The sequence below is a fragment of the Gimesia fumaroli genome (genome assembly GCF_007754425.1).
Taxonomy (GTDB): Bacteria; Planctomycetota; Planctomycetia; order Planctomycetales; family Planctomycetaceae; genus Gimesia; species Gimesia fumaroli.
This window is the reverse complement of the sequence record NZ_CP037452.1, coordinates 234,003-260,914: the sequence shown is the minus strand read 5'-3', so window position 1 is coordinate 260,914 and position 26,912 is coordinate 234,003. Positions and strand designations below refer to the sequence as shown.

Genomic DNA, 26,912 nt, shown 5'->3' with positions numbered 1-26,912 from the left:
CAAATGAGATCATCCAATCTGGTTAACTTTCCTGTAACTCAAGCCCTGAAATTCATCATGACACTCACTCTAGCTTCCGGTTCAGGCTTCGCAGAGGAATCTGATAAAATTGACCGATCACAACTCACGATCGATCGAATCTACAAAAGTAAAGAGTTTGATTCCAAGCCATACTCTGCCCGTTGGCTGGAGGAGGAGAGTGCCTTCACAACGCTCGTACCATCAGAGGAATACAAAGAGAGGAAGGACATACTTCGGCACGATGCTCTGACCGGAAAGACGGAAATCATGGTTGCGGCGAGCAAATTAATTCCGCCCGGAGAGTCGTTGCCACTGAAGATTAACGATTACGCCTGGTCGAAGGATCGATCTAAGCTTTTAGTTTATACAAATTCGAAACGTGTCTGGCGTAAAAATACACGTGGTGATTATTGGATACTCGATCTGACCTCGAATCAGCTTCAGAAGTTAGGAGGTGATGGCAAGCCTGCCACGATGATGTTCGCAAAATTATCTCCCAATGGACAGGAAGTCGCCTATGTTCGAAACCGCAATATCTATGTCCAAAACCTGTTCGATCACAGCATTCGTTGTCTTACACAAACCGCCAGCGACGATGTGATCAATGGTACCGCGGACTGGGTTTACGAGGAAGAATTTCAATTGCGTGCCGGTTTCCACTGGAGTCCCGATGGCACAAAAATTGCCTACTGGCAAATCAATACAACAGGCGTCAATAAATTTCCGATCGTCAACAATACCGATACTCTGTATCCAGAGGTCGTTTGGTTCGCCTATCCTAAAACTGGTCAACAAAATCCAAGTTGCCGAATTGGTGTTGTCAACTGTTTGTCAGGCAAGACAACCTGGATGAACGTGCCCGGTAATCCACGCGACCATTACATACCACGAATGCAATGGGCGGCCAACTCGAATGAGTTGCTGATCCAGCAGTTAAATCGGATACAAAACTGCAATCAGCTCTTTTTGGCAGATCACTTCAGCGGCGATGTGAAACCTGTGCTTACCGAAAAAGACAAGGCCTGGGTTGATATTCACGATGAATTATACTGGCTGGCTGATGGTGACCGGTTTACCTGGATCAGTGAACGAGATGGTTGGCGACATGCCTATCTGGTATCTCGCTCGGGAGATAAAATTTGTCTGCTGACACCAGGTAACTTTGACGTCATCAAACTGCTACACACCGATGAAGAGAACGGTTTGGTTTACTTCATCGCTTCACCTGCTAACGCAACACAGCGTTTTCTCTATCGGGTTCGGTTTGACGGTAGCGGAATGGAGCGGGTGACACCAGAGAACGAAACGGGAATTCACGACTACAAATTCTCGAAAGACACAGCCTGGGCAATCCACAGTAAATCGACATTCGATCAACCTACGACAACAGAACTGATCAGCGTTCCTGATCACCAAAGTCAACGTATTCTGAATGAAGAGAAAGAGGTGCAGGAGCGTCTATCACAACTATCCCGCATTCCAACGGAGTTCTTTCGCGTCGAAACAGGTGACGGTATTCAGCTCGATGGATGGTGTATCAAACCGCCCGATTTTGATCCATCTGGAAAATATCCGCTTCTCGTCCATGTCTATGGAGAACCGGCCGGATCCACCGTCATTGACCGTTGGGGTGGCAACAACTATCTCTGGCACTTGATGCTGGCGCAGCAGGGTTATGTTGTCATGAGCTTTGATAATCGAGGCACCAAAGTTCCCCGCGGTCGGGAGTGGCGGAAGAGCGTCTATCGTAAAATCGGAATACTGCCACCGCAGGATCAGGCGGCCGCTGTTCGTGCCGTTCTCAAAGAACGCCCCTACCTTGACTCAGATCGAGTTGGCATCTGGGGATGGAGCGGCGGTGGCTCTTCAAGTCTCCATGCAATTTTTAAATACCCGGAACTGTATTCGACGGCCATTGCCATCGCACCGGTCCCGAATCAGCGCTACTACGACACCATCTATCAGGAACGCTATATGGGACTTCCCGGATCGAATGTGGATGGGTATCGGGAAGGGTCCCCAATCAACTTTGCCAAACAACTAGAAGGAAATCTCCTGCTGATTCACGGAACCGCCGATGACAATTGCCATTACCAAACGGTGGAACTGTTGATCGACGAGCTTGTTGCACACAACAAACAGTTCGATCTGATGGCATATCCCAATCGCACGCATGCGGTCAAGGAGCGAAAAAACACATCGCGACATCTACGTCAACTGATGACACGGTACCTGAATCAACATCTTCCCGTTCAAACAAATCATCAAAAGCAGGTTACCAGAAAAGAATAACACGCGGATCAGGAACCCTTTTCTTACCGACTGTTACCATCAAAACAGAAACGAAAACACCCCTGGTCCGATTCCTCAGACCAGGGGTGTTTTCTATTTCAAAGATTACTGCATGGCCCTTGCAGGCACCGCCGTTTACTTGCCGTAAATCACGGCCTGATGCAGGTGCAAGGTGCCTTTACCTTCGAGGCCGACCTTGACGAATTTCGCGCGGGTTCCCTCAGGCAGTTCGACCATCCATTGCGGGGCGACTTTGTCGGCCGTCCAGACTTTTTCGAAGTTGGTGCCATCGGACGAGATCCAGACGGTCAGTCCTTTGGCCCGTTCCTGCAGGCCGCCCCGATTTCGTAACCAGATGGAACGAACTTCGGAATCATTCTTCAACCGGATTGTCACGGAAGGCGAATCGGTATCGTGATCCGAATGGAACGCGAAATCAAACGACTCTGCAGGCACATCCGTCAGAAACAGGTATGCGTCTTTGTTCCAGGTTTTGTTCCCGAACTTGCCGCCGAATTTGATCGCCGCATCGCGCGAGATTTCCTGAAACCCGTTGTGCTTCCGCAGCTTGATTGTTTTCTGCTTCGCACTGATCCAGCCCTCTTTGTCTTTCATCGCGGTAATCTGACGTTGCTTCGACAGATAGGCCACCAGATCTAAAAATTCGATCGGCGCGATCGTTTTGATCAACCCTTCAGGCATTGAGCTGGACTTCATCGGCTTACGCACATCGATTTCGTCTTTCGGGATGTCGATCTTTTTACCCTTCGCCAGTCCCAGAGAAATCATGTCATCGGTTTCGGAAAGAATAAAGCCGGTATGCACTTCACCTTCCTCCGTCAGAATGGCGACGGTTTCATAACCTTTCGAAATCTTGTCGTTGGGCATCAGGATCGACGTCATCATTTCGATTTTGCTGACTCGCTGACCGATGTCGCTGAGATCGGGGCCGAACTTTTTGCCCAGATCACCAACCTTGTGACAGGCCGAACAGACCTGCTTGAACACGCCTTGCCCCCGGTCGGCGTTACCGCCTGCCAATTTTGCCAGCTCGCGGATCGCCGCTTTCCGTTTCGCTGGTGGAGATTCGACGGATTCCGCCATTTCCAACGGCTTCACGGCCGCACCACCTGGCCCGGTCATCTTTTTGTAGCGGTCGAGGTACTTCTTCGCCGCGTCAGAAGAATTGGCTAGAAAGTCAGGATTCTTTTCAGCCGCTTCCCAGGCGGGCTTCAAGGCATGCAATGTGTGTTCAAGCGTGTAATCGATCCAGTAATCACGTTTCTGGTCGGCTGCCTTTAACGCGAGCTCGGTTGCTTCCACTGAAGGGAAGAAACTCAATCCGCGAACGGCTTCCAACCGCACACGTGGATGAGGATCATTAACCGCTTTAGCCAGATAGTCCATCAGCTTTGGCTGACGATCCTTTTCATTGACCAGAACGTGAATCGCAGCCGCCCGGGCACGGTATTCGTCTGAAGCCAGAATGCGATCGACGAGTTTCGGATCGACGGCACGGAAACTTTCCTGAACCCACATCGCTTCACATAACTGCATCGGGTCGTTCACGCCTTCCACCCATTTGCTGACAGCTGTCAGCACCTGGTCCCGATCACGGTCCCAGAGTTCGCGGCGAGCACGATAGCGTGTCCGCAGTTCGTAGGCCTGCAACTGCTCCAGCAATTCCTCAATCGATTTGCCGGCCTGAGTCACAGGTTTCAAGAGTGGTTTCTTTGTATTGACCAGCCGATAAACGCGCCCATGTTTGTGGTCGCGGTTTGGATCGCGTTGTGAGTACTGCATATGACCAATCAAGGCATTACACCAGTCGCCAAACCAGATCGCGCCATCGGGGCCGACTTTGGGATCAACGGGACGGAAGATCATATCGGTCGAGGAAAGCAGATCGTCGACCCGCTCCCCTTCAAAGCCGGCGCCGTCTTTCTGATCACGCAGATTGAAGCGCGGCATACCGTGCATGTTGATCACGCAGGCATAGATAAACTGATCCTGCATCGCATCGGGCAGGTGCCGCGAAATCAGGAATTCATTACCGACCGCGGGACGCATGCCCTGGTTATCGAAGTTGGGTTCGAGCGTGCGACGCGTATTGACTTCCAGACCGGACAAGGGACTCGTCCAGTGCTGTTTGGCGTTGGTACCATCACCCACCATACCATTGCCCCACTTGTCGAAGACGAGACACCACGGGTTACCATAACCAGGTGTGCGGAAGTGACGGAACTTCAGGCTGCGTGGATCGAGCGTATAACAGCCGGCGGTATCTTTATTACGAAAGGCACCGTAGGGGGTTTCCAGAGTCGTCGACAGGGCGACCCCTTCGAGCATGTGCAACAGGCCGCCGTTGGAATATTCCCAGGCACCCACTGTATGGTGGGTGTCGTCGGTCGCGATGCCATCCACAATCTGTTCGACCAGATCGGCTTTGTCATCGCCGTCCGTATCTTTGAGGAACAGAATTCGCGGCTCATCCACGACCAGCACGCCGCCGTTCCAGAATTCAAAACCGGTCGGGCAAATTAACTTGTCATAAAAGGGAGTGCACTTGTCAGCGCGACCATCGCCGTCGGTATCTTCAAAGATCAACAGGCGGTCGCTGGGGCGTCCCGCGCCGGGCATCCACTGCGGATAATTGGCCATACACGAAACCCACAGACGTCCTTTGTTATCAAATGCGATCTGATTCGGATTGGCCAGTTCAGGGAACTCACGCTCGGAAGCAAACAGTTCAACCTTGAAGCCTTCGGGAACCGTCATCATCTTGATGGACTCTTCCGGCGTTGGATACTTCAGCTCTTTAGGTTCCCGCATTTCGCGAAATGAATCGCTGCGGCTGCCGAACATTGTTTCGGGAATGAAGACTTCACCGGTCTTGGAATCATCGGGCTGATCCGGCACAACCCCACCAGCGGCCAACTCCCAGATGTAGTGGTCACGGACGGCCACCATTTTGCGAATCTTCTGATACTCACCGGGAAACGTTTCCATGTCCCAGGTACGACGACCGCCGTAAACATACCAGCCGTTGAGCATTCGATAGTCTTGCGCGTGGAACCAGGATTTGTCATTCACCCATTTGCGAACCAACTCGAATTGAGACGTTCCCGTTCCCATTGGATGACGCGAAACGAAAAGACTGGCATCCAGCAGCTCGCCAATCACCCGGTCGCCCTTTTCGTTAGCGTGAGCACCGTTTGATGTATACTGGTTGCCGGGTTCCTTGTCGAACAGCGGTTTGGTGTCGGTAAACAGGTCGACAAAACGATGCCCGTCTTCCTTTGCCAGTTTTTTGATCGCCGCGGTATATGCGGCCAGATTTTTGTTTTCTTCCACACCAGAAGGCTGCAGCGGATTGCCTGTTGCTTCAAAAGCAATCGGGCTGATCAGCACAAAGCGTGGCTTGCGACCTTCTTTGGTGAAGCGTTTGGTTTGCTCGTCGATATAGGCACGGTACTTCGCGACGAAAGCATCCAGACTTTCTTTGGAATCGCCGGCGAAGGATTCATTGAAGCCGAAGAAACAGAAAAACGTTTCCGGCCCGTAGACTTCCAGCGGATCGTCAATCGCCGTGTAATTACTGGGGCGCTGTTGAATGCCGACCGCATCTGCAGGCCAGCCGAAGTTCCGAAAAATGATCTCCTTCTCGGGAAAGCGCGTATGCATGAGCGTCTCGAAATTACCGAACAGATTCATGCGTTCGGCCAACGAGTTTCCGACGGCGGCAATCCGCTCATTTTTTTTCAGTTCGAAAGGCTTTTCAGCCCTGACCGTCGAATGCAAATTGCACAGGAAGAGAGCAGCTATTACAAGACAAAGTCGCATTCCAGTATCCTTTTTAGTTTCAGTTCGTTGATTTTTCGCGGGGGGATGAGCATCGTGTCATCACGACGCAAAGTGGCAGGCTTCTAGTGGTTTGAAAACCAGGCAGTTAAGCGTCGGCGCGAGGTAACCGTGATCGGATACCCATTTCTTCACCATTCATACGCCAAACTCTACAATACCGATGGATACAGGGGAGCGTCAATTGAAGCTCTGTGGCAGATCTAAAAACAATGGGGTAACGGAGTTATATTAAGAAATTCAAACCTGAAAAGCTCAGCCAGTCAAATCACCCATAAGTTACTAATATAATAAGACTTACACTTTTTAAATCTGAATATTGCTAAACCCTTCCTTTGCCCAACTGATCTGTCCTCTTTCCAGGAAACAAATTCTTTAACGTATATTAATTATTTCAGATCTGGTTTCTGATAGGAAAACAAGGGAACTCTGACGAATTCATTAAGTTGTTGCTTCCAATATATCCAGCCTGAGTTGAGTGCCAATTGTTTTTGAGTTAAGAGTATGAATACGGAGAAATCAGACGCGTCCTGAACGGGACAGTCTCATCAATTCCTGAATCAAGATTTTCAAGCCCCATCAGTCAGCAGACAGGACCGCAATTGATGCCATGCAGACGATTCGAGTTAACTGAAGGAAAGTCATCAAAGTTTTGGGAAATCAATCAGCGCGGCAAACAGACCAGAGTCTGCTTTGGCCGAATTGGCACTAACGGCCAGACCAGAGAAAAAGAATATGATTCTACAGCTGCTGCAAAGTCTGCCATGACCTCGCTGATTGTGCAAAAGGTAAAGAAGGGTTATCTTGAGATCACCAAAAGTTCAAAAGTGAAGACATCAGCGAAAACAAAATCCAAAAGCACAACGCAGAACCAAACATCACATACAAACTTAATCACTTCAGCTGCGTCGATTCCCAAAAATGAAACGTTCACAATGGTTGGTCTGGTTGACCCTTCGATGAGTGGAGGGGGAGTCAAAAACGGCCGGGCCAAGCTATGGACTTTTGTTGTTGGGCTGATTGCCTGGAAAATCAATGATGGTCCGGTCGTTAATGATCGCATTGATGTCATGGCTCCCAAAGTCAATTATCTAACACTATCGAAACGGATGAAGCAATTCGAGGCATGGAAATCCGTACGATTGACAGTGCAACGATCTAAGCGACAAACACGCCCCCATATGATGGTTGACTTGATCAAATTCCAGGGTGAGTCTCAAGACAAAAATATACTGCAAGCCAGGAAAAAACTAAGCGAGCCTATCGAAATTCGGGATCGAACTTTTGGAACCATCCGCTTCAACCGAGAACACAGACTTTTTGAAGGTGAGATCTTACATCAAAATGAAACCTTCTATTTAGAATTCGATACCGAATCCATTGAAGAAGCAAAGACAATCATCAAACTTGCTAAACCGCTCTGGCGATCGCGCAAGAAATGGTTTAAAGAGTTCCACGCATTTGTATTTGATAAACTGTTTGATGACTGTCAAAGATGGCGTTCGTACGTTGACGCAGACCCATTGACGGCTGACGAATTCAAACGCCTGCTTGATGATCCGTACAAACTGGAATTCCGCTTGAGAGCTGGTAAGCTAGAATATGAAATGCATAATTGTAGTGAAGAGCTCTTTTTCGATCATGGCCTGAGAGTCAATGGATCTTCCGCTAAAGGATTGATCGACGCATATTGCGAATAAACAATTCTGCAATATTTTGAAGGATGAATAGCTAGAATGATTCAGATGATTGATACTCAACCGGGTGCCAATGTTGGCTTGTCCAACAGTGAAAATACACTATAAAACAAGGTATAATTGACTGCATCTGGTCAAGCAGAAAAACTCCCGAAAGTGCGATCCATGACACAAACACCGTTACAACATCTACTAATCGGACTCCTGTTTCTGATCGGACTGGGAACACTCCCGACCTCTGTGCTAGCCGAGTTAAAACTCTCAGGCATCTTCAGCGATCACATGGTGCTACAACGTGATCAACGTCTACCGATCTGGGGCTGGGCTGATAAAAACCAAAAGGTCACCGTGATGTTTAGCGGACAGACCGTTTCCACCACAGCAGACCACAGCGGCTTCTGGCAGGTGAATTTAACGCCCCTGCAACACAATAGCCAGGGGCAAGAATTGTCCGTGCAATGTGGTCCGGAGTCGCTTACCGTTCGTGATATTGTCATCGGCGATGTCTGGCATGCCAGCGGTCAGTCGAATATGGCGATGCAGGTTCGCTCGGTGGCTCAAAAAATCCCCGCAGCAAAACAGCACATCGCCAAGGCCAGGTTCCCCGCCATTCGCTTTCGTCGCGTTTCGGAAAACCAATCGGCGGCCCCACTGGCTGACTTGCCGGTACGAGGCGGCTGGGTCCCCTGCTCTCCTGCTTCCGCTGCAAATGTTTCCGCAGCCGCCTTTTATTTTGCCCGCAAACTACATCAGGAACTCGGGGTCCCGATCGGCATCATCAATACATCGCGGGGAGGCACTCCCATTGAGCCCTTCATTCCGCGCGACGCATTTACTTCTCATCCCACATTGCAGCAGGAACTGAAACTCGGAGATCAGGAAGATCTGCGCGGCATCTGGAAACTGCCAGGCGGCGTGTATGCTCGCGATGCGAACTGGCTGCCGGGCCGCTTGTTTCATTCGCGACTGTCACCGATTACCGCGTTTCCTGTTCGTGGACTGATCTGGTATCAGGGCGAATCCAACTGTGGAAAAGGAGAAGATCCGCGTGACTATCAACAGAAGATGCGGGCTTTGATTACCGGCTGGCGGCAGGCACTCGGCGATGAGAGCCTGCCCGTTTATTTCGTGCAGCTTCCCGGCAGTGGCGCAGGTCCCGGTTGGCCTTACCTGCGGGAACAACAACGATTGAGCAGCAATCTGCCGCACACCGGCATGGTGGTCACCATTGATTTGCTCGACCCGGATATTCATCCCCCCAACAAAATTGATGTCGGCGAACGACTCGCACGCTGGGCACTGGCAGAAGAATACAACAAACCGGTTCCCTTTAGCGGCCCCCTGTTTCAGCGCGTCACGATTGACAACGAAAGTGTCATCGTACACTTCACGCATGCAGACAACGGTCTGATGGTCGCCGTCAAAGAGGGAAGCCAACCACCGCGCGAAACACCAGACAAAACGTTGAAACATTTTGAACTCGCCGACGCAACGGGCCACTGGTTTCCCGCGGAAGCAACCATCAACGAAAACACGATCGTCGTCACCAGCAAACAGGTTCCCGCTCCGGCTGCCGTGCGATACGCGTGCGCCGTCAATCCACAGCACTGCCGTCTTTACAATCGCTCGGGCCTACCCGCCTCTCCCTTTTGTTCAAAAGCAGAATTCTTTCACTACGCACCGGAATTACCGGTCGACTAATCAACGTTCAAGTTTATAACTTTCTCTCACACTCTTTGGCACGATAGATCCACGATCCAGGCATCGGGAGCCCGCGCGTCGATGGCGGTGCGTGCCAGGTTGAACCAGCGTTCTGCCTGGTTGAGAATCTGGCTGTCGGCAGAGGCCACGATCTGATCCGAGCCGATCAACACGGGATCGGGGTCAGGCACCAGGTCGATCTCCCAGTTCCAGCCGCGTTCCTCGCTGATCTCCCGCAGCATCGTCTTCAAACGCCCACTGTTGGAGACCGGCTGATCCAGCAGCCAGCGACAGGTTGCGACCTCCCATTCCGCCATCAGCTCTCCCAGGATCTGAATCGCGGGGATCGTCTCTGCCACCTTGCGATAGCTGCCGTGCATGCTGGCCATGTCACGGAAACAGCCATCGTGCGCATGCAGGATGACCCCGCCCGACAACGCCGCCTCCAGCGACGTCAACACGTTGTAACCATCGATCCACAATTCCTGTTGCGCGAGGTCTTGAGTCGGGAGCTGGTGTTGTTGCCGCCGGGTGGCTTCCTTTTCACCGCAGGCACAACGAGCCACGGCCAGTCGTTGCCGCGTATTCAGTTCATACCGGTCGCCCACCAGTTTGAGTGCAGACGTTGACGCATACCCGCGGGTCAACAGCCAGTTCAGATCCCCCGTCGCCCGGCGCAATGCGGGCGCTGCATTGAGATCAAACAGACCCCGATCCTGCGGATGCGCACCACGATGTTGACGCCGATCAGGCATTCTTCTTTCCTCCTCCCCCTTTTTAATCACTCAGTGTTTTTTAGTTAAGCCGGCCCACTGTCCTGTTCAGTTGTGGATCGTGAATCATCGGTTCGCACAAATTCAAGCAACTCTCCCACCGACAGCACATGGTCGTCGGTCGCTGCCTGTCCATTCACGAGAGCGGAGAGTTGGCGCGAAATCTGCCCCTCTTCCTCAAGGGTGTTTCTGACAAACCCCACCGTCTTGCCGGGGAGGTCATTCGCGTAACGTTGGTATGTGCCACCCGGAACCAGGACTTTCACCGCCGCTCGTTCGGTCGAGTACTGATGCGGATGTGGGGCGTGTTCTTCCTGCACCTGGGTCTGCAGACAATAGCGGCAGCGATAGATGACATTATAATGGTCAAAGGGGAACTTGGCGTTCCCATACAGAAACACGCGGTTATATTCCCGCAACGCCCGCCACTTGCCGCACTGGGGGCATCTCATGTCGTCAAGTGATCGGGGCCCACGCACGCCGATATTGAGCAGTACCCCCACAATAACGATCAGCGAACCGATCAGCAGGGGCACAGCCACAATCAAGCCGACGGTAATCCAGCGAAACAGGGGAAACAGCACACAACCAGCGATGACGGCCAACACGCCAAGCGCGGTAAGCACCAGGTTGAGTCTGTCTTTGTTCATAAACTGAAAACCCGCATCAACGGACAGAAAATGGTTGTCCGCAACCTTTGATTGATGGTAGAACAGAATTCTGCCGCCCTTTTATCATACCATTGTGAAAGAGATTTTTGGAGCACATCATTCTCTCCCCGGGAGAAATCATAAAACCAGAATGGATGAAATCAATGACCAGTGAGGACGACAAAGAACGCTGGGAAAGAATTCGATTAATACTGAATAAAGATCGACAAGCCATGCTGAATGCCTGGAACAGCATGGACGATCCAGTGGAAGCCATGCGGCATGGATTGCGAACTGAAAAATTTACTGCTTTTGAATTCCTACTATTACATTGTGACGATGAGCTCAACAAAAGTGTCTTTGATATGCTTGTTGATCATGCTTCTGTAGCACATGGATGCATTCATAAAAATCGAGCCATCATAAAAATGATGTCTCGAAAATGGGTGATTGAGCACATAGAACCGATCGTCAATCATATTCTTACAGATGAGACAGATGCCGAAGAGTATTACACGAGATTTGCAGAATTATATTCTGAACTTGATGATGGCCTACTAAATCGGTTATTAGATCGGGCCGCCCAGCACGATAATCCGGCAGTCGTCGAAATATCAGAAGATTATCGAGCCTGAGAATCGTTTCTTAGAAACGACTCAAACAGTATTCTCTGAAGTCTTTCGTCTATTCAAATATCACAATTATTTCACTTGGTACTTAAATGCCCATCGAACTCTACACCGCTGAAGACTATCACCGGGTGCCACTGTTGGCTTGCCCAACAGTGTTTACGATTCAGGGTTCAGCCCGGTCTCTCCCTGCTCTAAAAAAGGGAACAAGGTCGTTGATACAAAGCCAAACTCATTGTCGAACACTTAATCAAAATTGTCTAGAATGACTGTCGAAAAACCGTTGAATCAAAGTGAGTCTTCTCACTGTCGGACAAGCCGACAGTGGCACACGACACAGTAAAAATACGACAAAACAAGTGTGAAACAACAACATCTTCAGAAACAAAAAAGCCCCTGGCTCGAATGGCACTGCCGCTGTTTTTTGAGTTTGTGTTTGCGCAACGACTCCCGGGTGACGCAGTCACGGTTTTAATTTTCTGATTTTTTGCCAGTTCGCTGGAAATTGTGTTTGGCAAAACCTTTCCTGGCATTATGCTGCGTTCTGGCAAGACCTTCCTTGGGTTGGTGTGGGTAAAACATTTGACCAAGGAAGGTTCTATGCCATTTATATCAGCTTCCCATTCGAATGCAGCATCATTTTCTCTTTTCAAACGTTCGATGATGCAAAATGCTTCGCTTCCGCTATCTGATGTGATTGATGACCAGCGCTGGCAACAAACCTTTGATGAACACGAAATCAATTTTGGTTCCGGCGAGGATGACGTTTACACACCCGCAATCACGCTCTGGGCCTTAATTTCTCAGGTCTTCTTTTCCGGCGAGCAACGCAGCTGTAAAGCGGCCGTGATCCGTGTTGCCAGCCTGTGTGCCGCGCTGGGCCGACGGGTTTGCAGTACGAATACCAGTGCTTATTGTCGGGCGCGACTCAAAATCCCGTTTATCGTCATTCGAGACATTGTCCAACAAATTGCCGCTGATGCGGAAGCGGCCTGTGATCAGAATCGTGTCCAGACCAGAGAGCAGTCGGCGGCACGCCTCAGTCCTTCCAGCATCGCTGATGTGAAATCACGGAGCACCGGCGGTCGCATTCTGCTGGTTGATGGCTTCACCCTCACGGCCGCCGATACTCCCAAGAATCAGCGTGCCTATCCACAGAACCCGACTCAGAAACCGGGGCTCGGGTTCCCCGTTCTACGCTGCGTTTCTCTGATCTCGATGACAACCGGACTGCTGGTGGATCTAGTGAGCGGGCCTTACAGCGGAAAAGGCAGTGGCGAAACGGCCCTGTTCTGGCAAATGCTGGATGCACTCCGACCGGGAGATACCTTGGTGGCAGACTCGTATTACTGCACGTACTGGCTGGTGAGTGCGTGCCGTGCGCGGGGCGTTCAGGTTTTGATGAAGAATCATCACCTGCGTGACGATCATCCGCAAGCCGCACGGCGGCTGAGTAAACGGGAGCGACTGGTGACCTGGTCACGACCATTGCAACGTCCTGCCTGGATGACCCGTCAGGAATTCTGGCAACAACCGCTGACGCTCACTCTGCGTCTGGTCGATGTGCAGATCAGTCAGCCGGGGTATCGCGCCAAAACGTTTACGATTGCCACCACCATCACAGATCGGAAAGCATACCCGGCGCGCTGGATCGCCGCCGTGTATCAGAGCCGCTGGCTGATCGAACTGGATATTCGCAGCATCAAGTGTTCGCTGGGGATGGATATTCTGCGTGCGAAGTCTCCGGACATGGTGCTCACCGAACTCTGGTCGTGCCTGCTGGCGTATAATCTGATTCGGTTAAAAATGCTGCAAAGCAGTCTCTCAACAGACCGTGATCCGCGTTCCCTCTCGTTTGCCACCACGCAACAGATGCTGGCTGCCAGTTGGTTGTTGGGAGCCGTCACGAAGCTCACGGATGAGTTGGTTGCACTCGGACAACAGGTCCCCAGCAGCGAACGTGTGGGGCATCGCACTGGTCGAACAGAACCCAGAGCCAATAAACGCCGCACCAAAGTGCTGGCTTTGCTGAAGCAACCAAGATACCATTACCATCAACAAAGGAGGACGATCGTATGAACGCAAACTGTTACGCTACAATAGGCAGTGCCATTCGCCCCTGGCTCGATTTCTCAAACCAGGGGTCTCCCTGTTCAACAACAACATCGATCAGACTTCGATCGATTCGATCTCCGTTACGAATCGGCTCGCATCGTTCCCTACAAACGAGGAGACCACGTTGAACACCGCGTCACTGAAGCCGCCGATGTTCAGGATGTCGCCCCGCTCGGGAGCCTGTGTCGAACCGTATGGCTGGATGTCGATACAAACCAGTTTTGGATCGGCAACACCGAGCCGTTTCTGGTTCTTCACGAACTTCTGCCACTCCGTCATCACGCCGGTCGCACCATAGTGGCCCGCGCCGACCCAGCTCTCGTTGTCGCTCACCAGCACGCAGCCGGCGAACGCGCGGTTAGTCAGTCGTGCGTTGGCTTCGCGAAGCGGAATCGAACAGTCGGTTCCACCGCCGCCGTACTTCGCCAGCCGCTCTGACAGACTCAGGATTGAGTCGGACGCATCAAAGCGCGCATCGTAAGCACGGGTATCGAACGGAATCACCACGCTGTCCGGGTTACGCCGCAGAATCGCCGCCGCAAACAGCGCCGCCGCATCCACACAGCGCATCTTGCTCGAAGCACCACGGGCCTGCCAACCGGTCACGGAACTACTCATCGAACCGGAGGTATCCAGACCGATGACCACAGGCCCCGCCAGCTCCGGTACATTCCCGCAGGAGATCTCGGCTGCAGTATGCAGGGCTGCCTTGATCTTGTGCGAAATTTCCGGAGCTACGTTCAGATACGCCGCCAGGAACTGGTAAGGAAACTGCCGCGAACGACGGATTTCGTCTGCATCCGCCAGTCGATCGGCCACGTAATCTACCAGCGCACTGTCGTTGAAGACCTCGTGACGCAGCAGCGTGTTGAGGTTCATCCGCAGTGCCTGCGGTCCCATCTGTCGGGCAATCGCCTTCCAGGTCAACGGACCTTTGGCCGCATCCGCCAGCAGATCCCAACGCACGGACAGATCTTTCACGATCTCTGCCTGTGCAGCATCGGTTTCTGCCTGACGATATGCAATCAGCGCCTGTACCTGCCGCGGCAAATCGGCTGCCGTCGCAGGAGCCCACTTTTCGAGTTCCTTACCCGTCAACCAACCAAAGAGCGCACGCCGTGCGTTGTCCTTCGGCGTAGGTCGCGCCATCCGCAGTACGTCGCGCAGACTCGGATCGTTACCAATCGAAGCCGAGAGCAACTTACCCACCGATGCTTCATTCAGCCAGCGCTGATACGCCCGCTGCAGACTGGACGACAGACTCGTCCGACCAAACTGTCCCGAACGGATCATCTGGAACATGGTGCGCAGCACGCGACCATTGTCGACCACCCGATCGAACACACGGTGCATCAATTCGGTATCCCGCTTGGACAGAACCACCAGCAGCGCCGCCGGCATGTCTTTCATGAAGGCGCGCTCCCGCGCATACACTGCCAGCTGCGCCAGATAGCGATTGTCGTCGATCTGATCGATCAGCTTGCGCATCGTATCGAGTTGATCCTTCGCGCTCGCGTAGAACACACCGTTGAAGCAACCGGTTGCTGCCATCTGTGCCAGCGCCTGCTTCGGCGCCAACTGGTACGCACGGCCTCCCGCTTCGTTAAACGAATCGGTACGTGGCAGGTTACTGTTGCGACTGGAAAATAACGTTTTGTTGGCCATCATGACCTCCTTTCAATATAGGGGTCCGACGAATTCAGAGTCAGTCAACGTAGACTGCAGTCGGACCATGTAAGCAGGTTAGCATTAAAGGGGTCTGGTCTCTTATTAAAGGAGACCAGACCCCTTTAATGCCCCAATAAAAGTACTCGACGAAGTTGTGGGCAGAGTTTTCCCTGTAATGTCGCACACGTGCGGATCACAGGGTCCGGCCGCATAACGTAATTCTTCAGGCGGCCGGGCAGGATTTGAACCAGCATGAACCATGTACTCCACGCCAGCAGTCGAGTGTGTTGTGTTAAAAAAGATCGACGAAGTCGTTGAACCAGAGTTTTTTTCCAATGCTCTACCAGTTGAGCTACAGCGCGACATGCTTAAACATGAAGCGATGGTGGGGCTCGAACCCACAACCTTCGGTGTGCTATGTACTCCCATTCGGCAGTCGATCATTTTTTTCTTGTGATGTCGTCATCCTCTCAGAAAGTCGATACTCATTTTTAAAAACAGACCGACGAAGTGATGTACCAGAGTTTTACGGTGCTCTAACCTTTGAGCTACGGCGCGACACGCTTTTAGGAAATAGCGCCGGTGGGACTCGAACCCACAACCACCGGGTCCTGAACCATGTACTCCAGTAAGGCAGTCGGTCATGTTTTGTTGTGATCATGTTATCCCAACAGACTGTTGGGCTATTTTGAAAACCTTCCAACGAAGGATTTGCTCAGACACGAGTTCTTTTTTACAGAAAGATGTAGTCCAAGCCGGCAGTTGGTCGGTTGAAGACGCCAGTGGGAGTCGAACCCAGTTCCAACTGCTTTGCAGGCAGCCGCCCGGCCATCAGGTTCCAGCGTCAGTCAAATGCCCCCGTCAGGAATTGAACCTGATCTACGAGCTTCGCGGGCTCGCGTGCGAATCCGGCACACTCCAGGGACAGATTTCATCTCAGTACCTCGCCAGGGAGTCGAACCCCGTCTGATGGTTTCGAAGACCATCGTGCCTCCATCACACTCGCAAGGCATGCTTTTGAAAACCGACGAAACCACAATCGCCGGCTGCCGATGAAAGACAGTGGTCTGCTCACATTGGTTCGCAATATTTCTGTAACGATATCCGAGGACTATTTCCTGATTCCGATCTTCGACCACCTTCAGGCAGTTTTACAGCATTTCCAGCTTCACTGCGCCCAGTATTGACTCACCCCGGAATCCACAAAATCGGTTGCGATGATTGCTCAAAGAGTGCTAACCAGCGAAATTCAATTCGAATTCAAACTAAAAGTTCAATAAATCATGTTTTATTTGAACTCCAAACGTAGAATCCTCGTTGTCCCATCGACGCCGCTTTACAGCCAAATTATCATCTCAATATTCATCGAGATTGGAGCAGTCGCATGAATCTGGTGACCTCACCAGGAACAGAACCTCATGACCAGGTTCCATTGGTGAAGCGGTATCGACAAAATAGCTTTTCCACCTGAAGGAACTCGCATGAAATTTTTTTCACGTCATCGTACTCTTGAGCACTCACGCATCGTTGAAATCCTGCATGAATTGCGAGACGTGCTTACCACTACGCTAGCTAATGAACTGACGTCCGTAATCGTTTTTGGCGATTTTGTCAAACAGCAGCAGTTTGACTCGAAACATAGTAAACTCAACCTGATGCTGGTCCTGAATCGGATTGACTGTGACTTGCTGGATAGCATCGCTGATGCAATTGCTAAATCCGAAAAGCAAGTTCCACTCGCGACCATGATTCTGACCCAGGATGATTTAATCTCTTCCTGTGACGTCTTCCCGGTCAAGTTTCACAATATCAAGCAGTATCACACCTTGTTACATGGACAAGACGTGATCTCTGATCTTGACATCTCAGATGAGCATTTACGATTACGGTGCGAACAGGAATTAAAAAACATCATGATCCGGCTTCGTACTGTTTACTTGCATCGACGGCATAAACCAGAACAGTTGCTGCAGACGTTGTTGGAGACTGCAAATTCTTTTCTCAACAATGTGAATGCCTGCCTGCTGGTCAAGACGGGCATCGTTCCAGAAGAGGACAGTGACGTTCTGGATGAGTTTGGGGATGAATTTCATATCGATGTCGCGGTAATCAGGAAGATCCTTGAATTCCGCAGATTGCAGCAGACGCCTTCGTCAGAAGAACTAAAGAAAATCTATAACGGTTTTATGTCCCTGATCCATGAAACCACGCATTTGGTCGACCAAATGGAGGCAACACAATGAGCAAAACCACTTCGGCAAAGTTCAAAGTGACCTGCAAGTGCGGTAAAAAATATCTCGTTCGTGCTGACCTCGAAGGTAAGCAAGTCAAGTGTCGCAACTGCAAAGAAGATTTACTGCTCGAACGCCGGGCCTCAAATAATCCTATGTGGTGCCCTGTCTGTTTTTCGAAATTAGACCGGAAAAATCCCGTTTGTGTCGTCTGTAACGCTAAAAATAAAGACGAGCACCCCAAACCACAACCTCCGGCAAAGGGGCCAGGCAGACTCAGTATCATCGCGGCTTCGTTCATCAATCGTTTGCCCCAAGACCCAATCATGCGAACCTGGATCGTACTTTGTTCTGTTCTCGTGATCGGCATCAGTATCTTACAAATAGGGTGGAACGGGGAGACTTTTCTACAATATTTCTTTTTTCTGGGAGTGGGAATTGCTTTCTTGTGTCTCTATGTGAGACTGAAATCGCAGCTCACTCTGGGCCTATTGCTTGTCTTCATCCTAGCTTACGAGAGTACCGCTTTAATTCGTCTTGGGTATGGGAGCTACCACGGTATGCACAAATTTGGTGGACTTTTTGGGATGATGTTGTTTGGACCATTCGTCTTCCTGATCTTCTCTTATGCCGGATCTGGGAAATCGAATCATTGGTCGGATAGTGGATGCAGCAGTTGCGGCAGCAGCTGTGGCAGCAGCTGTGGGGGAGGCTGTGGCGGTGGTGGATGCGGAGGCTGTGGAGGTGACTGACAACAACGAAATGATCGAGGTCCCTCTCATTGGAGTCGGATTTCGCAAGCCATTTGCGGACTGGGTACTGTCGAACCCGACAGAACTGGATTGCGTTGAAGTCACAGCCGAACATTTCTTCGATTCTGACACATCAGTTCTGTCACAACTTGCCAGCGACTACCTGGTCTCCGTCCATGGTCTGGGACTCTCCCTGGGAACTCCCGGTCCGCTTGATAACTCAACATTGAGTCAATTTCAGAGAGTTGCTGACCACGCCAATGCAAAATGGATCACCGAGCATATCGCCTTTACGAAGACCGACGACGTCGACCTGGGGCACCTTAATCCACTGCCGATGACGGAAAGTTCGTTAATCATCCTGGCCGACCATGCGCGTGAAGTCATGGACCGCTGTCAAAGGCCTTTGCTCTTAGAGAATATCACTTCGTACCTGCGAATTCCTGGAGATTATACTGAGCCGGAATTCCTGAACCGTCTATGCGAGCGAGCCGGGAGCGGGCTGCTCCTGGATGTCACCAATCTGTTGATCAACGGTCAAAACCATTGTTTTGATCCAGTCAAATGGTTACATGAAGTCGATCCGGACTTCATTCGACAGGTGCATATCGTCGGCTATTCGATCCAGAATGGCATTTATCACGATCGTCATTGTGAACCGATTCAAGACAATCTTTACGATCTTCTCAGCGAGGTCGTGCGCTATGCGCCAGTAGAAGCAGTCATACTTGAACGAGACATGGCAATTCCAGCATCAACGGATCTGGCAGCGGAATTGCTTCGCCTGGAAGAAACCTGTGAGCGCGCCCGAAATGATTAGAGTTCTCGCACTTCTTTTACAGAATCAGAACCTGCGCGACCAGTTACGCTCAAACGTCTCCGCATTCATCACCAAACAGGGACTTTCGGACGAGGAAGCAAAGATCATCGCCTCACTCGATTGCGATCAATTAGACCGTCAGGCAGAAGCACTTCTCAGCAAACGGCGATCTCAGGTAGCTCATATCATTCCACAAACCTGGAGTAGCCTTGGTCGAGATGCCATCAATCAGTTTCAAGAATATGTGGAACATGCGAAGTGGCCGGAAACTTACCATAAACATGAACTGGATGCGCAACAATTCTGTAAATTCTTGAAGCAGCGTCGCGTTCAAGGTTACTTAAAGTCAGAGCATAACTGGTTGAATTTCCGAATCCACAATTGTTGGTTCAGAATTCACTGGGTTACAGATCTAGTCATCAACAATCAAAGATTTCGGGGAATTCAGGTCTTCGGACGGAATTCATCTGGAGTCCCAGTGAGACGAGCCATATTTCTCCGGCGGACTTATGAAGATCATTGATTCAGTGGAAGTCCTGCTTGACCCAGCTGGGGGCGTTGCTGATACTAAATGTAATCGGATTCGAAATTCATCCTTATCAGGAAAAAAAGCATGAATCGACTAAATAAATACGTCAGACTTCAAACAGCGTCCCTCATGCTCCTGTGCTTGACTTCCATCGGCCAAGCCCAGGAAAAGCAAACCACCAAATCCGACCCCAACCTGCCCCGCGTTCTGATCATTGGCGACTCGATTTCGATCGGGTACACGAAACCCACCATCGAATTACTTCAAGGCGTCGCGAACGTAGAGCGTGTGAAAGCGAATTGCGGCGATACGAACCGGGGGAAACACAACCTTAAACGCTGGTTGGGAAAGACGGACTGGGACGTGATTCATTTCAACTGGGGCCTGCACGACCTCTGCTATCGGCATCCGGATTCGAAAGTCCAGGGACACCGCGACAAGGTGAACGGCACCATCTCCGTTCCCTTAAACGAATACGAGAAAAATCTGGAATCGCTGGTTCAGCAACTCGAAAAGACTGGCGCAACGCTGGTCTGGGCGACCACGACTCCCGTTCCTGAAGGGGAAGCAGGTCGCGTCGTTGGCGACGACTTGAAGTACAATCGCGTCGCTGAAAAGATCATGAAGCGGCACGGCATCAGGATCAATGATCTGCACAAACTCGCCTCCGGTTTTGATGCATCGCTCTGGACCGGGCCGGGCAATGTGCACTTTAAAAAAACAGGCTCAGCTAAACTGGCGAAACAGGTTGCCCAAGAGATCAAAGCCGCGTTAAAGGAAAAGAAAACGAAAAATAACTAAACGCACTCTGCCCCTGAACGCGGAAAAAAGGGATGTCTGTTTCTACAGCTTGAATCGCTGCCGGGATGGAACAGACCGAACAATTGCCATGAATCATCAGTCATGATCCCCCTTGAACGGCCTGGTCGATTCCAGTCCGTTTCTCACCTGTTTCCGCATCAAAAATGCCTAAAAACAAGAGTCTGTGCCCAATCCTACAGGCAGTTTATCTACCCGCTTTCCTTCTGGCCCAACATGGCCCCTCCGTCTTCAGGCCCTAAGTTTTTCTTGCCGGTATAAAAAAAAGGAGATTTTCACATAAGGATTCTCTATGGGGCCCGTTGTCACTTACAAAGACTGCTCGATCAGTCATCAAAAATGTCAGCGTACCTAAGACTTTAACGAGGAGATTCCCCCTGATGCTCAACCCGACCCGTAAAGGATTCACGATGATTGAGCTGCTGGTTTCGATATCGATCATGACCATGCTCGTCTCTTTACTCTTGCCAGCCGTACAGCAAGCAAGAGAAAGTTCCAGGAAAATGAGTTGCCAGTCAAATCTCCGACAGCTTGGTCTGGCAATGATGAATTTTGAATCGGTCCATTCCCATTTTCCCGATGGTCCAAGCCATAAGTATGATCTTTTGCCATATCTGGACCAGACAATCCTGTATCACCTGAAAGGTGAGCAGGATGAACAAGCCCCTGATTCAGAATGGGATGATCTGCGTAATGCGGTTTTGGCCGTGCTGATCTGTCCCAGTGATCCGGGTGAAACTTCGGCGAATGGATTTCTGGGGGACATGGCGGGAACCAGTTACCACGCAAATGCAGGAACTGGTCTCCTTTCCGACGGATTTAATGGCGTCTTCGGCTATGGTGACGAGGCCCCCAAAATTTATGCTGACAAAGTGGTCAAGACTGCAGATATTGTTGATGGATTATCAAATACCGCCGCCTTTTCGGAAGCATTGTTGTTTGGACATAGTCCACGAATCAGTTCGATTTGGGCGACGCCTCAGGAGTACTTTGCACCAGAGGAACAAGCCAGTCTAACTTCGTACTGCGAGAGCATTCCGCTCGATCCCCTTTCCTATTCCTATCAGGCTGTCGATTTCCCTCGCGGTTTCCCCTGGTATGGAGGAGGCATGGGAAACGCACTTTATAACCATAGCCTGCCCCCGAATCGGCCCAGCTGTACGAATGGAGAAAATATTGTAACCGGTGTTTACACCGTATCAAGTATGCATCGGCAAGGTGTTAACGTTGCTTTTGCAGATGGTCATGTTCAATTTGTTTCGGAGAACATTGATCGAAATGTGTGGATCGAGTTTGGATCACGTGGTTCAGGCGAATTTAAATACCCATTTTAGTTTTGGATGGAGAAGAGAAGATGAAAAGTAAGTGTTTCAAAGTTTCGACAGTGACTGCTCTGTTACTGGGATTATGTCTGTCTCAAGCAGATGCCGGGACCTACCGTCGTGGCCAGTTTTCGATCGACACCATGCGTTCTGGTGGAGTCTACAGTTATTACCAGTTACGTTACCTGCAAGGCCATGGTGCTCCCAACCGCTTTTTTAATCAATATGCGGGATTCGTCGGCAGTAAAGGTGAATTGTTTTATCAAACAAGAGCGAGCAACCGGGTGAAATTCTGGGGACGCTGGAGCAGTAATCTGCGAAGCATTTATGGAGTAAAGCGAACCGGTTTCTCTCGTAATAACTGGGTTGGAGCAATCAGCAGTTCTTCACAATATGCAATCACGACAAATATTGGACTACGATAATATTTCATCGGAAAGAAACTTTCCAACGTCGTTCTCAGGCAGGCAGCCGCTTTGGCTGCCGCCTTTTTTATCCCTGAAAGAAAGCGCAATGAAAATTATTATTTCTGTCATTTGTATTTTAGGCTCGCTTGGAATCTCCGTTTTTTCATACTCTGAATCACCATGGCCGGAACCACAAAATGGTTACAATAATACCGAGATATCATACGAGATACCCAGCCCGCTGAATCCACTGGTAATCGAACTGGACCAGATCAAATACGAAGGTAAATTCAAACCTTTTCATACGCGAGATATTTTAACTGAATTAACCTCACACGATGGCATTCAGATTAACGGACAAATCAATGATATCCCAGACAAGTATGAATGCATCGGGGTGCGTTTGGAATGTACGCGTCATTTTCAGGGAGAAATTCAGGTGATGAGCTATGCAACCGATCTTTTTTTATGTCAAAATCGCTCAGCTCAATTCAATCTGGATATGCCGCTGCCGCACTACACAGGAAAATTCCAGATCAGGGCAGATTTAATTTATTTACCTGCCGAAAATGAAGGTGAACCATCAGAACCAATGAATCTGATTCAACCAGTTTCAATCTTAAAAAAGTAGTCCTGGACTAAACGCGGATGGCAATCATATTGGCTGTCAGCGATAGAGCATGTTTCACTCGGACCGGCATCTGCTGCAAAATGATTGTTGGAGACATTAATGGCCCCGAACTCAGACATCAGCTCCAGAGGGATGATTGGTGTGAAACCTGAATGTTTTTGCCTCAAAGCGAGCCCCCTGTTTCTTCACGGTTGACCAGGCTCCTTATCAACCTCATCTCTGTCTGTTCATTTCCCCGCCTTGTTACGTTTTGCCTTTCCGCCTTGCCTTCTGTCTGGATGAACTCGCTCAAAGTTGACCAGTACACAAACCACTGAACCCGGTCGTTCTAACCTGTCCCCCCTCGTTCCAACCAGATTTTCTACAGCCGATCGATCACGAATTTTGTGTAATTTCACGTTAAAAATCGTGAAATTCGTTGGCTGAGGCGTGTTGGTATACTGTCCAAAAGGTACCATATAGCTCGTCGGGCGTACCGGATTACGCATCCATTATTTTTCATATAAGGAAAATTCTCTCTAAGGCGTTATCAATGTCAGATGGCAAACCTCGAGATCTGCAGAGTCAAAAATATGTAACCATCAACACGCCTCCGAGTCTGATTGAGGCTTTATCCTCGCGCGACTTAACAGAATTCGAAAAAGGCTTTGAGCGATTTTGTGAGTTATACCATCAGCGAATTCGGACGTGGTGCGGTGGTTGGACATCGAATGAGCATGAAGCCGATGATGCGGCACAGGAATTACTTGTCAGCCTACATGGCAAACTTAAGAAATATCGCATGGTAGAAGGGAAACGATTTCGCAACTGGTTATCGAAAGTTTCAAAACATTCTGTTCGTGATTTTCAACGTAAGCAATCACGGAATAATCGATCTCATTTTTCCTTTAATGAAGACATGGATTCGATGGCTGAAGATTTTGTTTCAGAACTCTTGATCGATTACGAGCGACGTGACTTGCTCAATACTGCGATCAGTCAGGCAGGTGAAAAAATCAACCCCAAAGACAAAAAAGTTCTGGAAGGATACCTTCAAGATATATCAACAAGATCGATCGCAGGAGAACTTGACACTTCAATGAATGCCATCAATCAGTCAATGCATCGAGTTCGTCAAGCATGCAAAGGCGTCATTGAAGAACTGTTAACCAAGAAGGGCTTAGAAGAAAACGATCTTTTTTTTAACTCGTAAAAATCAGCCATAGCCACTTTGTTGATACCCCAATAGTGATGAGCAATGAATCAGCAACCCATACCACCAAATCAATCTGAGCTCCCCATCCGCGAATCGATGAACGAGAGCAGCCAGGATCCATTTTTAGCGAACCTGTTCCAGAGGCTTAAGGCCAGCGATGCCCATGAGCCGACCGTGCCTCGTATCATGCGCGTCAAAGGAAAATTGAAAGGGATCAAAAAATTAGGTGCCGGAGGCCTGGGGGTTGTCTATCAATATTATGATCGGAGGCTTCAGCGATCAGTGGCCTTAAAAGTGGCACGGCATCAGGCTTTGCATTCACCAGCGCGTCTGAACCGATTTTTGCGTGAACGAAAAATAACCGCCAAACTTCAACATCCAGCCATTCCCCCGGTATACCAGAGCGGCAGATTGCCTGATGAAAGGCCTTATTATGTCATGAGGCTGATTGAAGGTATTCGATTTTCAGATTACCTCAATCAGCTCTCACAAGAGCGAAATATTGAACAGACTCAGTCAGACCTCGAGTTCAATAAAATCATTGACTTATTTTGTTCCCTGTGTGATGCGGTACAGTATGCCCATAGCAATCATGTGGTTCATCGTGACATCAAACCGGAAAACGTCATGGTCGAACCAGATGGTACTGTATTTCTTGTTGACTGGGGCCTGGCGCGTCATCTTGACGATGACAAGCCGGATTCATTTCTCGATGATGATATTCGAGACGAAAACGAAAAAATGGGGCTCTGTCTGACTCAAGACGGTCACCAGATTGGAACCCCACATTGGATGTCGCCAGAGCAGGCATCCGGAGATCCCCATTCGCACGGAACCCATACGGACATTTACGGTCTGGGTGGCTTGCTCTATTTGATTCTTGCCCATCAGCCTCCGCACCAGAAACTACTGGAGAGTGATCGTAGTCTCACAGAGCAATTGCATGAAATCGCCACACTTGATGCCCCGCACCCACTACAGGCAAATCAAAACGCGAACAAGGAATTAGCCTCGATCTGCTGTAAGGCAATGAATTTAGACCATCAGTTACGATATCCATCGGCAGCAGAGTTAAGAGACGATGTCCGTCGATGGCAAAGACGAGAAATTGTCTTAGCCCATAGTACACACTATTCAAAAATGGAACGAGCGGAACTGTTTGCTGCCAGGCACCGTCGTGGAATCATTTTCTCACTGGCAACATTATTTCTCATGTTTTCGGGAGTCACCTGGGCAGCGGTCGAAGTATCAAACGCCGCTGATCAAACGGAAATTGCTTTAGAAGAACAACGCAGAACAAACCAGCAGCTTCTTAGCAGTCTTGAACTATTTTCTGATGCAGTAATGCAGGACGACGTACTTTCCGTTCCTCAACTGAGGGGATTACGAAATCGGCTTCTAACGGATTTAGCAGCCCAGTATAAAATCTGGTCCTTACAGAGCGATGGGACTCCCGAAGAACTTTCTCGGGCAGCGCGCGGGACGATTCGTCTTGCGCAAATTGAACGGGAAACGGGCAACATGATCCGTTCAATTGAATCCGGCAATCGAGCGATTGAGCTGGCAGAGAGTGCCGTCAATTCGTGCAAACCAGAGAAACAGACTGATTATCGACTGATTCTGCTTCAGGCGATTCGTTCACAGGTTTCTCTGGTGCTGATTACTGGTAACGTCGATCAAGCGCATGATCTGGTTCAGCGCGGATATCAAGAGTTGGAACATATGAAAAATTCGCTGAGTAAGGAACAGAGACTGGAAGAAGAGAGCAAGCTGAAACACTTACAGATGTCCGTTTCGTACAATCAGGCTAATCGGGTACCAAGCATCGAGGCACGAAAACAATGGCTGGCGAAATCTCTGCAAAATGCGCAAGAAGCAGTCGAATTACAGCGAAAAGTGATTCCTTTAAATGGCACGATTTCACAGCTGACGAATCTCGTGACTGCGTTGAATGCAGAAGCACTCGCATTCCATAAGTTGTTCCGCTACCAGGAGGCGATTCGCAGCTATGAAGAAGCGCTGGACATTCTTCAGGCTCGCAAGAAAGAAATGCGAGCACCAGAAGCTCAGAAACAATTAAAGCAAGTTCAGATCATGATTTCGTTTAATGCCGTGATGACTTATCGAGCCATGGGTAATCTGAAACAGGCCCGAATCGCTTCCCGACAAGGCATTACGGTTTGTAAAGAACTCAAGCAGGCCTATCCACTCGTGATTCGTTACAGCCAGGAATTAGCGAGAGGCTATGGGAATCTCGCTGAAGTCGAGCTTGCGGATTACCTGAAGACACTGAATCCGGAAATCCTGGAGACGATGATCGTCACCTTTCGCTCAGCTGCGGAAGAATACTTATATTTGTCCAAACAGTATCCTGATCGTAAAGGTTATCAGGGAGCTGCAGCGATCCAGTATTTGCGGCTCTCGGAGGCATTGCATTGGGCCGGGCAAGACAATGCAGCTTTAACTGAATTCAAACGTTGCCTGTCATTGAATCCTCAGCCTGAGAAACTAGAGCCGACACACGGACCAAACGCAATTGCTGTAATCCTTGGTTACTGCCTCTTAATACACGATGAGAAACCCGACGATATCAAAGGCCACGCTGCCGCGAAACGACTGCCGGAAGTATTCAAAGTGGTTGGCGATATGCTGGAAAACACAACTACGTCATACGTGGAACTGTTTGCTCAAGATGAGGCTGTTCTGAGAATGAAAAAAATACCAAGCATCAGCCAGGCGATCGCAACAGCAGAAGAAACAATCAAACGTAAAGCAGCCAAAAAAAACTAACAGAAGAGT

The 26,912-nt window shown here is 49.9% G+C and carries 20 protein-coding genes and 2 tRNA genes; 16 read left to right on the top strand and 6 right to left on the bottom strand.

What is annotated here, in order from left to right; all coding sequences use genetic code 11:
* Positions 1-57: 57 nt before the first annotated feature.
* Complete coding sequence (locus tag Enr17x_RS01010; RefSeq protein ID WP_198000900.1) at positions 58-2,313, top strand: S9 family peptidase; 2,256 nt, start codon at positions 58-60, stop codon at positions 2,311-2,313.
* A 135-nt stretch (positions 2,314-2,448) separates the two neighbouring features.
* On the opposite strand, the gene Enr17x_RS01005 is transcribed toward Enr17x_RS01010, so the two are convergent.
* The gene (locus Enr17x_RS01005; protein WP_145305396.1) at positions 2,449-6,156 is read right to left on the bottom strand and encodes a PVC-type heme-binding CxxCH protein; all 3,708 of its coding nucleotides are present in this window, start codon (positions 6,154-6,156) and stop codon (positions 2,449-2,451) included.
* A gap of 623 nt (positions 6,157-6,779) precedes the next feature.
* Between Enr17x_RS01005 and Enr17x_RS01000 the strand changes: the two genes are divergently transcribed.
* Positions 6,780-7,874 carry a DUF2262 domain-containing protein gene (locus Enr17x_RS01000; protein ID WP_145305395.1) on the top strand — a complete coding sequence of 365 codons (1,095 nt, stop codon included), beginning with the start codon at positions 6,780-6,782 and terminating at the stop codon, positions 7,872-7,874.
* 162 nt (positions 7,875-8,036) lie between these two features.
* The gene (locus Enr17x_RS00995) at positions 8,037-9,572 is read left to right on the top strand and encodes a sialate O-acetylesterase (RefSeq protein WP_198000899.1); all 1,536 of its coding nucleotides are present in this window, start codon (positions 8,037-8,039) and stop codon (positions 9,570-9,572) included.
* A gap of 26 nt (positions 9,573-9,598) precedes the next feature.
* Here Enr17x_RS00995 and Enr17x_RS00990 read toward each other — a convergent pair whose 3' ends face one another.
* Together Enr17x_RS00990 and Enr17x_RS00985 are read right to left on the bottom strand one after the other, a co-directional pair.
* On the bottom strand, positions 9,599-10,327 hold the full coding sequence (locus Enr17x_RS00990) for a DUF434 domain-containing protein (RefSeq protein ID WP_145305394.1): 729 nt from the start codon (positions 10,325-10,327) through the stop codon (positions 9,599-9,601).
* A gap of 44 nt (positions 10,328-10,371) precedes the next feature.
* Entirely contained in the window at positions 10,372-10,995 is a 624-nt protein-coding gene (locus Enr17x_RS00985) for a DUF2207 domain-containing protein (protein WP_145305393.1), read from the bottom strand.
* 164 nt (positions 10,996-11,159) lie between these two features.
* On the opposite strand from Enr17x_RS00985, the gene Enr17x_RS00980 reads away from it, so the two are divergent.
* Positions 11,160-11,630 carry a hypothetical protein gene (locus tag Enr17x_RS00980; protein ID WP_145305392.1) on the top strand — a complete coding sequence of 157 codons (471 nt, stop codon included), beginning with the start codon at positions 11,160-11,162 and terminating at the stop codon, positions 11,628-11,630.
* Between the two features lie 594 nt (positions 11,631-12,224).
* Entirely contained in the window at positions 12,225-13,703 is a 1,479-nt protein-coding gene (locus tag Enr17x_RS00975; RefSeq protein WP_145305391.1) for an IS4 family transposase, read from the top strand.
* Between the two features lie 90 nt (positions 13,704-13,793).
* Here Enr17x_RS00975 and Enr17x_RS00970 read toward each other — a convergent pair whose 3' ends face one another.
* Positions 13,794-15,404, bottom strand: a complete 1,611-nt coding sequence (locus Enr17x_RS00970) for a TROVE domain-containing protein (RefSeq protein ID WP_145313877.1) — start codon at positions 15,402-15,404, stop codon at positions 13,794-13,796.
* A 262-nt stretch (positions 15,405-15,666) separates the two neighbouring features.
* Between Enr17x_RS00970 and Enr17x_RS00965 the strand changes: the two genes are divergently transcribed.
* Positions 15,667-15,864 (top strand): hypothetical protein, encoded by a 198-nt coding sequence (locus tag Enr17x_RS00965; protein ID WP_145305390.1) that lies wholly within the window; start codon positions 15,667-15,669, stop codon positions 15,862-15,864.
* Between the two features lie 317 nt (positions 15,865-16,181).
* On the opposite strand, the gene Enr17x_RS29405 is transcribed toward Enr17x_RS00965, so the two are convergent.
* Both Enr17x_RS29405 and Enr17x_RS29400 read right to left on the bottom strand, forming a co-directional pair.
* Positions 16,182-16,253: transfer RNA gene (locus tag Enr17x_RS29405), tRNA-Cys, on the bottom strand.
* Between the two features lie 94 nt (positions 16,254-16,347).
* Positions 16,348-16,418 (bottom strand) — tRNA-Arg (locus Enr17x_RS29400).
* Between the two features lie 470 nt (positions 16,419-16,888).
* Between Enr17x_RS29400 and Enr17x_RS00960 the strand changes: the two genes are divergently transcribed.
* From Enr17x_RS00960 to Enr17x_RS00920, 10 genes are all read left to right on the top strand, one after another.
* Positions 16,889-17,650, top strand: a complete 762-nt coding sequence (locus tag Enr17x_RS00960) for a hypothetical protein (protein WP_145305389.1) — start codon at positions 16,889-16,891, stop codon at positions 17,648-17,650.
* Entirely contained in the window at positions 17,647-18,390 is a 744-nt protein-coding gene (locus tag Enr17x_RS29395) for a hypothetical protein (protein ID WP_198000898.1), read from the top strand. Before Enr17x_RS00960 ends, Enr17x_RS29395 begins: the two co-directional genes overlap by 4 nt.
* Positions 18,383-19,210: a DUF692 domain-containing protein gene (locus tag Enr17x_RS00955; RefSeq protein ID WP_198000897.1), complete on the top strand. Its 828-nt coding sequence runs from the start codon at positions 18,383-18,385 to the stop codon at positions 19,208-19,210. The genes Enr17x_RS29395 and Enr17x_RS00955 overlap by 8 nt, the downstream gene beginning before the upstream one ends.
* On the top strand, positions 19,203-19,733 hold the full coding sequence (locus tag Enr17x_RS00950; RefSeq protein WP_198000896.1) for a hypothetical protein: 531 nt from the start codon (positions 19,203-19,205) through the stop codon (positions 19,731-19,733). Before Enr17x_RS00955 ends, Enr17x_RS00950 begins: the two co-directional genes overlap by 8 nt.
* Before the next feature lie 90 nt (positions 19,734-19,823).
* Positions 19,824-20,540, top strand: a complete 717-nt coding sequence (locus tag Enr17x_RS00945; protein ID WP_145305386.1) for an SGNH/GDSL hydrolase family protein — start codon at positions 19,824-19,826, stop codon at positions 20,538-20,540.
* A 398-nt stretch (positions 20,541-20,938) separates the two neighbouring features.
* Positions 20,939-21,892, top strand: a complete 954-nt coding sequence (locus Enr17x_RS00940; RefSeq protein WP_145305385.1) for a DUF1559 domain-containing protein — start codon at positions 20,939-20,941, stop codon at positions 21,890-21,892.
* 20 nt (positions 21,893-21,912) lie between these two features.
* The gene (locus Enr17x_RS00935) at positions 21,913-22,305 is read left to right on the top strand and encodes a hypothetical protein (RefSeq protein WP_145305384.1); all 393 of its coding nucleotides are present in this window, start codon (positions 21,913-21,915) and stop codon (positions 22,303-22,305) included.
* Positions 22,274-22,918, top strand: coding sequence for a hypothetical protein (locus Enr17x_RS00930; protein WP_198000895.1), 645 nt, complete (start codon positions 22,274-22,276; stop codon positions 22,916-22,918). The genes Enr17x_RS00935 and Enr17x_RS00930 overlap by 32 nt, the downstream gene beginning before the upstream one ends.
* A gap of 418 nt (positions 22,919-23,336) precedes the next feature.
* Positions 23,337-24,110, top strand: coding sequence for an RNA polymerase sigma factor (locus Enr17x_RS00925; protein WP_145305382.1), 774 nt, complete (start codon positions 23,337-23,339; stop codon positions 24,108-24,110).
* 45 nt (positions 24,111-24,155) lie between these two features.
* Positions 24,156-26,903 carry a serine/threonine-protein kinase gene (locus tag Enr17x_RS00920; RefSeq protein ID WP_145305381.1) on the top strand — a complete coding sequence of 916 codons (2,748 nt, stop codon included), beginning with the start codon at positions 24,156-24,158 and terminating at the stop codon, positions 26,901-26,903.
* Positions 26,904-26,912: the final 9 nt, after the last annotated feature.